This is a genomic window from Kitasatospora sp. NPDC058478 (genome assembly GCF_042720345.1).
Lineage (GTDB): Bacteria > Actinomycetota > Actinomycetes > Streptomycetales > Streptomycetaceae > Kitasatospora.
Map to the genome: position 1 here is coordinate 70,034 of NZ_JBHXML010000029.1, position 12,178 is coordinate 82,211.

9 protein-coding genes and 1 riboswitch are annotated in these 12,178 nt (G+C 75.4%); of the genes, 7 read left to right on the top strand and 2 right to left on the bottom strand.

Annotation, left to right across the window (positions count from 1 at the left end; genetic code table 11):
- The first annotated feature begins 384 nt into the window (after positions 1–384).
- Positions 385–1,077 (top strand): phosphatidylserine decarboxylase, encoded by a 693-nt coding sequence (locus tag ACFWPT_RS18140; protein ID WP_371519410.1) that lies wholly within the window; start codon positions 385–387, stop codon positions 1,075–1,077.
- Positions 1,064–1,942 carry a CDP-alcohol phosphatidyltransferase family protein gene (locus ACFWPT_RS18145; protein ID WP_030059975.1) on the top strand — a complete coding sequence of 293 codons (879 nt, stop codon included), beginning with the start codon at positions 1,064–1,066 and terminating at the stop codon, positions 1,940–1,942. Before ACFWPT_RS18140 ends, ACFWPT_RS18145 begins: the two co-directional genes overlap by 14 nt.
- Before the next feature lie 99 nt (positions 1,943–2,041).
- On the opposite strand, the gene ACFWPT_RS18150 is transcribed toward ACFWPT_RS18145, so the two are convergent.
- Both ACFWPT_RS18150 and ACFWPT_RS18155 read right to left on the bottom strand, forming a co-directional pair.
- On the bottom strand, positions 2,042–3,475 hold the full coding sequence (locus ACFWPT_RS18150) for a hypothetical protein (protein ID WP_244293475.1): 1,434 nt from the start codon (positions 3,473–3,475) through the stop codon (positions 2,042–2,044).
- A gap of 345 nt (positions 3,476–3,820) precedes the next feature.
- Positions 3,821–4,933: an alpha/beta hydrolase family protein gene (locus tag ACFWPT_RS18155; RefSeq protein WP_380425517.1), complete on the bottom strand. Its 1,113-nt coding sequence runs from the start codon at positions 4,931–4,933 to the stop codon at positions 3,821–3,823.
- A 297-nt stretch (positions 4,934–5,230) separates the two neighbouring features.
- A riboswitch (cobalamin riboswitch) is annotated at positions 5,231–5,363 on the top strand.
- A 107-nt stretch (positions 5,364–5,470) separates the two neighbouring features.
- On the opposite strand from ACFWPT_RS18155, the gene ACFWPT_RS18160 reads away from it, so the two are divergent.
- The 5 genes from ACFWPT_RS18160 to ACFWPT_RS18180 are packed head-to-tail and all read left to right on the top strand — an operon-like array spanning position 5,471 to position 12,171.
- Positions 5,471–6,439, top strand: coding sequence for a cobalamin biosynthesis protein (locus ACFWPT_RS18160; protein WP_380482708.1), 969 nt, complete (start codon positions 5,471–5,473; stop codon positions 6,437–6,439).
- On the top strand, positions 6,436–7,974 hold the full coding sequence (locus ACFWPT_RS18165) for a cobyric acid synthase (protein ID WP_380482710.1): 1,539 nt from the start codon (positions 6,436–6,438) through the stop codon (positions 7,972–7,974). The genes ACFWPT_RS18160 and ACFWPT_RS18165 overlap by 4 nt, the downstream gene beginning before the upstream one ends.
- Positions 7,971–10,145 carry a putative cobaltochelatase gene (locus ACFWPT_RS18170; protein WP_380482712.1) on the top strand — a complete coding sequence of 725 codons (2,175 nt, stop codon included), beginning with the start codon at positions 7,971–7,973 and terminating at the stop codon, positions 10,143–10,145. Before ACFWPT_RS18165 ends, ACFWPT_RS18170 begins: the two co-directional genes overlap by 4 nt.
- A 6-nt stretch (positions 10,146–10,151) precedes the next feature.
- On the top strand, positions 10,152–10,757 hold the full coding sequence (gene cobO, locus ACFWPT_RS18175; protein WP_380425523.1) for a cob(I)yrinic acid a,c-diamide adenosyltransferase: 606 nt from the start codon (positions 10,152–10,154) through the stop codon (positions 10,755–10,757).
- A 4-nt stretch (positions 10,758–10,761) separates the two neighbouring features.
- Entirely contained in the window at positions 10,762–12,171 is a 1,410-nt protein-coding gene (locus ACFWPT_RS18180) for a cobyrinate a,c-diamide synthase (protein ID WP_380482714.1), read from the top strand.
- Positions 12,172–12,178: the final 7 nt, after the last annotated feature.

Genomic DNA, 12,178 nt, shown 5'->3' on the forward strand with positions numbered 1-12,178 from the left:
CACGGCCCTCCGGGAGCGGCCGCGGGGCGTACAGCTGCAACGACACGCCCCGCGGCCGCTTCCGCACACCCTCGACAGGCCGTGTCCCGCGCCCCCGGCGGACCGCGAACGGCCCGTTCCGCCCACCGGGTTCCGCCGACGGGCCTGTTGAGACAAGTGTCACCAGCCCCGTCCGGTCCCTTGGGAACCGGACCGGGGCGAGCTACGGTCGTAGAGGTGGGACGCGCACACGCGCTTCCACCGGACACGTGAACGAGCAGGCGGGTTGCCCACCCACCGTGTGCTCCCGATAGCATCCACCGGGACAGCAAGCCGTCCCTCTATTACCCGATCCCGCGGTGGCCCCCGTCCAGCGGCCATGATCCCCCGCGACAAAGGTCTTCGATGCCCATCAGCCCGTCCCCTCACACCTCCGTCACGGACCGCGATGCCCTCGCAGCCACGACGGCCGGTCGGCGACCCCGCGTGACCATCGCGCGCGGAGCCACCCCCTGGTTCGTCCCCACCCTCGCCACGGCCGCCGTGACCACCGCCCTCACCCGGCGCAGCGGCAAGTGGGCCCTGGCAGCGGTACCCGCCTGTGCGCTCAGCGCAGGCATGCTGTGGTTCTTCCGCGACCCCGAGCGTGAGATCGGCGCGGGCAGAGTGATCTCCCCCGCCGACGGCGTGGTGCAGAGCATCGACGCCTGGCCGGACGGCCGCACCCGGGTCGCGATCTTCATGAGCCCGCTCAACGTCCACGTCAACCGCGCGCCCCTGCCCGGCACGGTGACGTCGGTCGAGCACGTCGCGGGCGGCTTCGTCCCCGCGTTCAACAAGGACAGCGACCAGAACGAGCGGGTCGTCTGGCACTTCGACACCGAGCTCGGCGACATCGAGATGGTGCAGATCGCGGGGGCCGTGGCCCGTCGCATCGTGCCGTACGTCGCCGCCGGTACCAAGGTCGAGCAGGGCGACCGGATCGGTCTGATCCGGTTCGGCTCCCGGGTCGACACCTACCTGCCGGCCGGCGTCGAGGTCGGCGTCGAGGTCGGCCAGAAGACCACAGCCGGGGTGACGCGCCTTGACCGTGACTGATCCTGAGACAATCGTCGGCCTGGACGACGAGGAGACGGCCCTGCGCCGTCGCCGCTGGGCGCGCGACCGCGAGCTGCGCGCCCCGCGCTCTCCCCAGCACCTGTCCACCGCCGACTTCCTGACCCTGGGGAACGCCGTCTGCGGCTTCCTGGCGATCTACTCGATCACCACCGGGGTCCTCGTCCCGCACATCACCAACCCGGACGCCGCACCCGACCGGCACAGCGCCGCCACCGCGGTCACGCTGCTGCTCATCGGCTCCATGTGCGACCTCTTCGACGGGCTGGTGGCGCGCAAGCTCCGCTCCTCCGCCCTCGGAGCGGAACTGGACAACCTGGCCGACCTGATCAGCTTCGGCATCGCACCGGCCTACTTCGTCGCCGTCTGGGGCATGGTCTCCCAGGGCTCCAACAGCAAGCTCTCGGCGCTCATCGCGATCACCGTCCTGCTCGCGGTCGTCCTGCGGCTCGCCCGCTTCTCCGCCGTCAAGATGCGACCCGGGGTGTTCCAGGGCATGCCCTGCCCGATGGGCGCGATGACGGTGATCGCCATCGTGCTGCTCGACCCGCCGTTCCTGCCCGGTCTGCTCGCCATCTTCGGCGCCGCGTACCTCATGGTCAGCCGGATCGAGTACCCCAAGCCCCAGGGGCTGCTGGCCACCGCCACGCTGTGCTGGATCGTCGTCTCCATCGGCTGCCTCGCGGCCTGGGCGACCGGCCTGCCCGGCGGCGACGCCCTGATGCACGTCGGCGCCTTCGCCCAGATCACGCTCGCCGCGATGGCCCCGCTGCTGGTCATCCGGCGCAAGGTCGGACAGAAGGTCGGCGACGTCCGCGCCAGGCGGGCGGAGTCCCGCCTCGGCTAGTCGTTCCCGTACGCGAGAGGGGCCCGGATCCAGTCGATCCGGGCCCCTCTTCGTTGTGCTCGCTCTTCGGCGGGCGCTGCTACGCGTCGGCGGGCGCTGCTAGGCGCCGCCGGTGTGCACGCTGAACGCCGAGCGGCGGGCCGCCCGCGCCACACCCGGATCCGGGTGCACGCTCGAGACCGCCGACAGCACCGAGGCCGCCCGCGGGTGCCCCGACTGCCGGGCCCGGGCGAACAGCCGCACCGGATCGCCCGCCGCGGCGCCCTCGACGTGGCCCACCAGCAGCTCCGTCTCGCCGTGGTCCAGCACCGCCGCCGCCGTGTCCACCCACAGCCAGGCCGCGTCCTCCGCCCCCAGCACGTCCGCCGGCGAAACCCCCTCGTCCGAGCGCTCCGCCAGCCACAGCAGCGCGTACGGGCGCAGCACCGGCTCGTCCACCGACCCCCGCACCGCCTGCTCCGCCGGGCCGCCGGCCACCCGCAGCGCCTCGAAGGCCAGCCCGCGCACCAGCGCGTCGTCCCCCTGTGCCGCGTCCAGCAGCTCCGCCACCGCCCGATCGGCCGGACGGGCCGCCACCCAGGCGCGGAACTCGGCCCGCGCCGGGCCCGGCGAGTAGTCCGCGCAGGCGTTCAACAGCTCGAAGGCGCTCTGCTCGATGTGCCCGGCCGCGGTCTGCGCGACCGTGCAGATCTCCTCCAGCTTCGCCCGCACCGCCCAGTGGCCCAGCGGCGACAGCTCGGCGGCCTCGTCCCTGCGGACCACGGCCCCGACGGCCGCCAGGCCGTCCAGCATCCAGTCCAGGACCGCGGCCACGTCCGCCGGCGACGGCGGGGTGTCGATCTGCGGCTCCCGGCACGTGCCGCGGACCGCCGACACCGCCGAGGCGGCGTGCGGCACGGGCGACAGGCCCGAACCGTCCGTGCCACCCACCCGGCGCTCGTCCAGACCCCGGCGCAGCAGCTCCAGCAGTTCGCCGTCCGACACCGGACCGGCCACCAGGTGCAGGAACGACAGCAACTGAGGCGCCTGGTCCACCGCCTGGCCGGCCAGCACCGCGAACACGCCCCGCAGGGCGGCCGGCGGCACCGGGGCCAGCAGCGTCCAGGCGTCGAACAGCGCCGACCAGCCGCGGACCACCGCCTCGTCGTCGTGCTCCCAGGCGTGCAGGCGCCAGCCCGGGACCGCACCGCCGTCCCTGGCCTCCACCAGGCCGACCAGCAGTGCCTGCCCCCACGCCTTGGCGGCGGCGCCGACCGTCATGGCCAGCGCCCGACCCGCCGCACGGGCGTCGTCGGGCAGCAGCTCGCCCCGCTTGTCGACCTCTTCCAGGTCCCCCGCCCAGCGGGCGATCCGGACGGCGTCCACCAGCATCCGGCGGGCCAGCGGCGCCAGCTCGGCCGGCGCGGGGAAGCCCTCCGGTACGGGAACCCTCCCCCGACCGGGCGCCGCAGCGGGCCCTCGTCGGCGGGGTACCCCGGCCCCGCCCGGCTTGCCGGCGGCGGGCCGGTGGGCCGTACCGGGGAGACGGGTCACCGTCGCACCAGTACCGATCGTCGGAGGGAGCGGGGCATCACGGTCGCGCGGATTCCGAGACGTCACGTCGAGCAGTCTTCCCCTTGTACCGGCCTTCTGTCACATCCGGTTGGCTGTACGGACGGGCGGCCGTCGACGGCGCCTCCCCAAGATCGGGCAACAATCGGGCAACAGAGGCAAACCGCCTGGCCGGAAACAGGTGGCGGGGGCATGCCATCCCGGCTCAACCCTTGCGGCGGCGGTCGCGCTACCCGCCCGACCGGTCACACTCCGTGGCTGACGGGTGAGGTCCGGGTTTCGTACAGAGGCCCTGTCGGTGTGACTTCTCGTGCGGGGGGGCTGGGTTCAGAGAAGGGGGGTGAGCCAGCGGCGGAGGAGTTCGGTGTAGTGGGTGGGGGCGGAGTTCCAGAGGGTGGCGTGGTCGGCGCCCGGGAAAGGCCGGAGGCTGACCACGCCGGGGCGGGCGGCGGCGAGGCGCTCGGCGGCGCGGAACGGGGCGACCTGATCGTCGGGGCTGTGCAGGAGGAGGGTGGGGACACGCAGGTCGGCGCCCTCGGCGATGCGGCTGAAGTCGGCGAGGTCGACGCCGGTGCGGCCCTCGGCGGCGAGGGCGCCGAGCTCGGCGGCGGCGCCGGTGTAGCCGGCCCGGGCGGCGCCGCGGCGGGCGGTGGCGGGCAGGTCGAGGACCGGCGAGTCCAGGACGAGGCCGCTGATGGCATGGGCCCAGGCGGAGCGGGAGGCCGTCTGGAGGGCCATGGTGGCGCCGAGGGACCAGCCGTACAGGATGACCCGGCCGGCGCCGCTGTCGAGGGCGAGCCGGACCGCCGACTCGACGTCGCGCCACTCGGTCTCGCCGAAGTGGCCGAGCCCGTCCGGCGAGGCGGGGGCGCCCTGGTCGCCCCGGTAGGTGACGGCGAGGGCGGGCAGGGCGAGGCGGTCGAGGACGGGGAGGACCGGGAGGGTCTGCTGCCGGTCGGCGCCGGGGCCGTGGACGAGGATCACCCAGGTGCCGCGTTTGCCGTCGAGGCGCCAGGCGGGGAGGGCGCCGAGTTCGCCGTCGGCGGCGGTGTCGGTGAAGGGGAGGCCGAGCGCCTCCGTGGGGTCGCCGAGGTGGACGCGGGGGGTGAAGCGGACCTCGGTGCCGGGGGTGAGGGTGCCCCGGTCGGCGCGGACGAGGCGGCGGGTGACACCGTTCTCGTCGCTGTGCAGGACGTCCTCGACGACGGCGTGGCCGTGGTCGTCCCATTCCACGGCCCAGCGGCCGGGGCGCAGGCTCTCGGGGCGGCGGTTGAAGGTGATCCGGCCCGCGGCGAGGCTCCGCACCAGGACGGGGCCCGACTCCCGGACGGCGCTCGCCGGGTGGACCAGCCGTTCGGAGGCCCGACGGCCGATCACCAGGACGGCGGCCCCGGCGCCGACGACGGCGGCCGCCACGACGGCCGCGGTTCCCCAACGCATATCGCTCCCCGCTCTGCTGGTCTTGGCTGCTCTTGGACCGGACGGTGTCCGGGCGGTGTCCGGGCGGTGCTCGGACGGTGTTCGGGCACCAGTTCACCGGGGGGCCGCGCGGGCGGCCACCGGGCTGGGCCGTCCGGGTCACGGCGGGGCGTCGGGCGGGGCGGGCGTCAGGCGGGCCTCGGGCGGGCGAGAACGGCACCGGCGACAGGGCTCCGAGGTGTGACCAACCCCTCCGTGACCTCGGTTGACTCCCGGTTCGGCCGCGTGATGGGATCCTGGGGCCAAACGGAGGCATGCAGAGGAAGCCGGTGCGAGTCCGGCGCGGTCCCGCCACTGTCACCGGGGAGCACGCTCGGAACATTGCCACGGCGGACCGTCAGAAGCCGCTGGAAGGCCCGGGGGTGCGTCCGACCCGGAAGCCAGGAGACTCTCGCCCCCGGTACGTCGATCCAGGGCGCGGACCCTGAGTGAGGACACGCACGCGATGCAGGCTGCCCCGACCCGCCGGACCCGACGCGGCCTTCCGCCGAACCCGCCGTGCGCCCGCTGACCCGCGCCGCCGCGTTCGCGCTCGGCGCCGCCGCGGGCTTCGCCGCGGACGCCCGCTTCGCCGACCCCCGGCGCGGCCACCCGGTGGCCGTCTTCGGCGGCGCGGCGACCCGGCTGGAGCGGCGGGTGTGGCAGGACGACCGGGTGGCCGGCGCCGGGTACACGGCGCTGTGCGTGGGCGCGGTCGCGGCCGGCGCGGTGGCCCTGGACCGTACGGTGGGCCGGCGTCCGCTGGGCCGGGCCGCGCTGGCGGCCGCCGCGACCTGGACGGTGCTGGGCGGCACCTCGCTGACCCGGGAGGCGCGCACCATCGGCCGGTCGCTGGCCACGGGCGACCTGACGGCCGCGCGGGAACGGCTGCCGCACCTGTGCGGGCGGGATCCGAGCGCGCTGGACGGGCCGCAGATCGCCCGCGCGGTGGTCGAGTCGGTGGCCGAGAACACGGCGGACGCCGTGGTGAACGCGCTGGTCTGGGGCACGCTGGCGGGCACGCCGGGGCTGCTGGCGTTCCGCGCGGTGAACACGCTGGACGCGATGGTCGGCCACCGCTCGCCGCGGTACGCCCGGTTCGGCTGGGCCTCGGCCCGGCTCGACGACGTGGCGGGCTGGCCGGGCGCCCGGCTGACGGCGCTGCTCACGGTGGCCGCCGCGCCGCAGCCGAAAACGGCCTGGCGGGTCTGGCGGCGGGACGGCTCGGCGCACCCGAGCCCGAACGCGGGCCAGGCGGAGGCGGCCTTCGCGGGCGCGGTGGGCGTCCGGCTGGGCGGGACCCTCCAGTACGGGGAGCGGGTGGAGCACCGGCCGGTGCTGGGCGCGGAGTTGCGCCCGGTGACGGTGGACGACATCGAGCGGGCCTGCGTGCTCTCCCGGCGGGTGGGCGCGCTGGCCCTGGGTACGACGGTCGCGGGGCACGTCGCGCTGCGCTTGCTGATGACACGGTGGAGGGGAAGGGCATGAGCAACGCACTGCTGGTCGCCGGGACGACCTCGGACGCGGGCAAGAGCGTGGTGACCGCGGGCATCTGCCGCTGGCTGGCTCGGCAGGGGGTGCGGGTCGCGCCGTTCAAGGCGCAGAACATGTCGCTGAACTCCTTCGTCACCGCCGACGGCGCCGAGATCGGCCGGGCGCAGGCGATGCAGGCGCAGGCGGCCCGGGTGGAGCCGGAGGCGGCGATGAACCCGGTGCTGCTGAAGCCGGGCGCGGACGGCCGCAGCCAGGTGGTGCTGCTGGGCCGGCCGGTCGCCGAGGTGGGCGCGCTGGACTACCGCGAGCGCAAGCCCGTCCTGCTGGAACGGTCGCTGGAGTGCCTGGCGGATCTGCGCCGCCGCTACGAGGTGGTGGTCTGCGAGGGCGCCGGCTCGCCCGCCGAGATCAACCTGCGGGACCGGGACATCGCCAACATGGGCCTGGCGACGGCCGCCGGGCTGCCGGTGGTGGTGGTCGGGGACATCGACCGCGGCGGCGTCTTCGCGGCGATGTACGGGACGCTGGCGCTGCTGTCGGCGCAGGACCAGCGGCACGTGGCGGGCTGGTTCGTCAACAAGTTCCGCGGCGACGCGCGGCTGCTGGCGCCCGGCCTGGAGATGCTGCACGGGCTGACCGGCCGTCCGGTGCTGGGCACCCTGCCGATGCTGCCGGGCCTGTGGCTGGACGCCGAGGACTCGCTGGACCTGTCCACGGTGGTGGACCGGGTCGACGGCCGCGGCCCGCTCGGGGCGGACGTGCTGCGGGTGGCCGTGGTGCGCTTCCCCCGGCTGTCGAACTTCACCGACCTGGACGCCCTGGCGCAGGAGCCCGGCGTGCTGGTGCGCTGGGTGACCCGGCCGGAGGAACTGGCCGACGCCGACCTGGTGGTGCTGCCCGGCACCCGGGCCACCGTGGCCGACCTGGCCTGGCTGCGCGAACGCGGCCTGGAGCCGGCGCTGAAGGCGCGGGCGGCGGCCGGGCTGCCGGTCCTCGGGGTGTGCGGCGGCTACCAGATGCTGGCGCGCGGGATCGAGGACGAGGTGGAGTCCGGGGCCGGCTCGGTCGAGGGCCTGGGCCTGCTGCCGACGCACGTGCGGTTCGGCGCCGAGAAGGTGCTGGCGCGGCCGGTCGGCACGGCGTACGGGCAGCGGGTCGAGGGGTACGAGATCCACCACGGGGTGGTGGCCGTGGAGGGGGGCGAGCCGTTCTTCTCCGATGACGACGGGCACGGCCTGGACGGCTGCCGGGTCGGCCCGGTGTGGGGCACGACCTGGCACGGCGCGCTGGAGAACGACGGCTTCCGTCGTGAACTCCTGCGCGAGGTCGCCGCGTTGGCGGGCCGGGCGTTCGTGCCGGCGCCGGACACCTCGTTCGCCGAGGCGCGCGAGGCCCGGCTGGACCGGCTGGGCGACCTGATCGAGGAGCACGCGGACACCGACGCGCTGTGGAAGCTGATCGAGGGCGGGGTGCCGGCGGCCGGATCGCTGCCGTTCCTGGCGCCCGGGGCACCTGGGGAGTATGCATGAGTGACGTCCGCTATCCGTTCACCGCGATCGTCGGCATGCCCGACCTGCGGCTCGGCCTGCTGCTCAACGCGGTCTCGCCGGCCGTGGGCGGCGTGCTGGTGCGCGGCGAGAAGGGCACCGCGAAGTCGACCATGGTGCGCGCGCTGGCCGGCCTGCTGCCGACCCTCGCGGCCGTCGACGGCTGCCGGTTCGCCTGCGACCCGTCCGCGCCGGACCCGCAGTGCCCGGACGGGCCGCACGACCGCCCCTCGGCGTCCGAACGCCCCGCCCAGCTGGTCGAGTTGCCGGTCGGCGTGGCCGAGGACCGGATCGTCGGCTCGCTCGACCTGGAACGGGCGCTCGCCGAAGGCGTCAAGGCGTACGAGCCGGGGCTGCTCGCCAAGGCGCACCGCGGCGTGCTCTACATCGACGAGGTGAACCTGCTCCAGGACCACGTCGTGGACCTGCTGCTGGACGCCGCCGCGATGGGCCGCTCGTACGTCGAGCGCGAGGGCGTGTCGGTGCGGCACGCCGCCCGCTTCCTGCTGGTCGGCACGATGAACCCCGAGGAGGGCGAGCTGCGGCCGCAGCTGCTCGACCGGTTCGGCCTGACCGTCGAGATCGCCGCCACCCGGGACCCGGCCGAGCGCGCCGAGGTGGTCCGCCGCCGGCTCGGCTACGACGCCGACCCGGCCGGCTTCGCCGCACGGTTCGCCGCGGACGAGCAGGCGCTCGCCGAACGCATCACCGCCGCCCGGGAGTTGCTGCCCAAGGTGGAGCTGACGGATGTGGCGCTACGTCAGATCACCGCCGTGTGCGCCGCGTTCGAGGTGGACGGGCTGCGCGCCGACATCGTGATGGCCCGCACCGCCGTCGCGCTCGCCGCCTGGGACGGGCGGACCGAGGTGCTGGAGGAGGACGTCCGCAAGGCCGCCCAGCTGGCGCTGCCGCACCGGCGCCGCCGCAACCCCTTCGACGCGCCGGGGCTGGACGAGGAGCAGCTCGACCGGACGCTGGAGGAGCACGCGCAGCCGGAGGAGCCCGCGCAGCCATCGGAGCCCTCCGAGCCCTCGGAGCCCGAGGGGTCCGGGGAGCTCGGGGGCTCAGGAGAGACCGAGGGCGACGGGGACGGCGAGGGCGACGGCCCCGAGGACGACGGTCCCGGCCCGGACGGCGGCCCCGGCGGCGGCCCGGACGGCGGCGGAGCCCCCGAGCCCACCTCCGGCCCGCAGGCATCGGCCGCCGAGCCGGACGAGCCGCTCCAGCAGCCCGTACCGGCCCAACACCCCGCCCCCGCCCGGGAGTCGGCACCGGTCGCGGCCGGCGACCCGTACCGGACCAAGCTGTTCACCGTGCAGGGCACCGGCCACGGCGCCCAGGGCCGCCGCTCCCCCGCCGAGACCACCGGCGGGCACACCGTGCGCGCCCGGCGCCCCCAGGGCACGCTCAGCCGCCTGCACCTGACCGCCACCTTGCAGGCCGCCGCGCCGCACCAGGCGGCACGCGGGCGGGCCGGCCGGGCGCTGGTGCTGCGCAAGGACGACTTCCGCGAACAGGTCCGCCAGGGGCGGGAGTCCAACCTGGTGCTGTTCGTCGTCGACGCCTCCGGCTCGATGGCCGCCCGGCAGCGGATGACCGCCGTCAAGGGCGCCGTGCTGTCCCTGCTGATGGACGCCTACCAGCGGCGCGACAAGATCGGCATGATCACCTTCCGGGGCGCGGACGCCGAACTGGCGCTGCCGCCGACCTCGTCCGTGGAGGTCGGCGCGGCCCGGCTGGAGTCGCTGCCCACCGGCGGCCGCACCCCGCTGGCCGCCGGCCTGCTGCGCGCGCACGAGGTGCTGCGGGTGGAGCGGCTGCGCGACCCGAGCCGCCGCCCGCTGCTGGTCGTGGTGACGGACGGCCGGGCCACCGGCGGGCGGGACGCGCTCGCCCGGTCGCAGCGCGCGGCCGGACTGTTCGCCGCGCAGGGCACCGCCAGCGTGGTGCTGGACTGCGAGTCCGGCCCCGTCCGGCTCGGCCTCGCCCGCACCCTGGCCGGACTGCTCGGCGGCACCGCCGTCAGTCTGGACGAGCTGCGCCCCGAGGGCGTCGCCTCGCTCGTCCGCGAGAACCGCCACGACGGCCGGCGTGACAGCCGGCAGGAGAACCGTCGTGAGAACCGTGCCACCACCATGCGAAAGGCGGCCTGAGCCGACATGCCCAAGGGTGTCCCCGAGAGCGTCCCCGACGACGGCCTGACGACCCGTCAGCGCCGCACACAGCCGATCACCGCCGTGCACACCGGCCCCGGCAAGGGCAAGTCCACGGCCGCGTTCGGCATGGCGCTGCGGGCCTGGAACCAGGGCTGGCCCGTCGGGGTGTTCCAGTTCGTGAAGTCCGCCAAGTGGAAGGTCGGCGAGGAGAACGCGCTGCGTGTGCTCGGCGCCTCCGGCGAGGGCGGCACGGTCGACTGGCACAAGATGGGCTCCGGCTGGTCGTGGATCCAGCGCTCCAGCGAGATGGAGATGGACAGCGAGGCGGCCGCCAAGGAGGGCTGGGAGCAGGTCAAGCGCGACCTGGCGGCCGAGACCTACCGCTTCTACGTGCTGGACGAGTTCACCTACCCCATGCACTGGGGCTGGGTCGACCCGCAGGAGGTCGTGTCGGTGCTCAAGGACCGCCCGGGCAGCCAGCACGTCGTCATCACCGGCCGGTACGCGCCCGAACCGCTGACCGAATTCGCCGACCTGGTCACCGAGATGACCAAGGTCAAGCACCCCATGGACGCCGGCCGCAAGGGCCAGCGCGGTATCGAGTGGTAGACCGTTGAGCACTGCCGGCAGGCCGTTGGCCGCCATCCCCCGCCTCGTCGTCGCCGCGCCCTCCTCGGGCGCCGGCAAGACCACCGTCGCCACCGGCCTGATCGCGGCGCTCGCCGCGCGCGGACTGGCGGTGTCCCCGCACAAGGTCGGCCCCGACTACATCGACCCGGGCTACCACGCGCTCGCCGCCGGGCGCCCGGGCCGCAACCTGGACGCCTTCATGTGCGGCCCGGAGCGGATCGCCCCGCTCTTCCTGCACGGCGCGGCGGGAGCGGACGTCGCGGTGGTCGAGGGGGTCATGGGCCTGTTCGACGGGGCCTCCGGGCGGGGGGAGCTGGCCTCCACCGCGCACGTCGCCAAGCTGCTGCGGGCGCCCGTGGTACTGGTGGTGGACGGCTCCTCGCAGTCCCGGTCGGTGGCCGCGCTGGTGCACGGCTTCGCCTCCTGGGACCCGGAGGTGCGCCTCGCCGGGGTGATCCTCAACCGGGTCGCCTCCGACCGGCACGAGCAACTCCTGCGCGAGGCCCTGGAGGAGGGCTCGGGCGTGCCCGTGCTGGGCGCGCTGCGCCGCTCCACGACCGTCGCCACGCCGTCGCGCCACCTCGGGCTGATCCCGGCCGTGGAGCGCTCGGCGGAGGCCCTGCGCGCCGTCGCCGACATGGGTGAACTCGTCGCCGCCTCGGTCGACTTGGACGCCCTACTCGAACTCGCCTGGACGGCACCGGAGTTGACCGCCGAACCGTGGAGCCCGTCGGCCGAGGTCGATCCGGTGGCCGGCACGCCGCGGATCGCGGTCGCGGGCGGCGCCGCGTTCTCCTTCTCGTACGCCGAGAACGCCGAACTCCTCACCGCCGCAGGCGCCGAGGTCGTCCCCTTCGACCCGCTGCACGCCTCGGCACTGCCCGACGGCACGGCCGGCCTGGTGATCGGCGGCGGCTTCCCCGAACTGTACGTCCGGGAGCTGAGCGGCAACACGGCACTGCGCGGGGCCATCGCGGCGTTCGCCGCCGGCGGCGGCCCGATCGCCGCCGAATGCGCCGGACTGCTCTACCTGGGGCGCGAGTTGGACGGCCTGCCGATGTGCGGCGTGCTGGACACCGGCGCCCGGATGACCGAACGGCTCACCCTCGGCTACCGGGAGGCCGTCGCCCTGCACGACTCCCCGCTCGCCCGGACCGGCACCCGGGTGCGCGGCCACGAGTTCCACCGCACGGTCTGCGAACCGGGCGCGGGCGAACACCCCGCCTGGGGCTGGCGCCTGCCCACCGGCCCCCGCACCGAGGGCTTCGCGGGCAGCCACGTCCACGCCTCCTACCTGCACCTGCACTGGGCCGGAGCCCCGTCCCTGGCCACCTCCTTCGCCTCCGCCGCAGCCGCCCACCAGACAACCCCCGGCAAGCCCGCGTCACCGTGACCCCCCT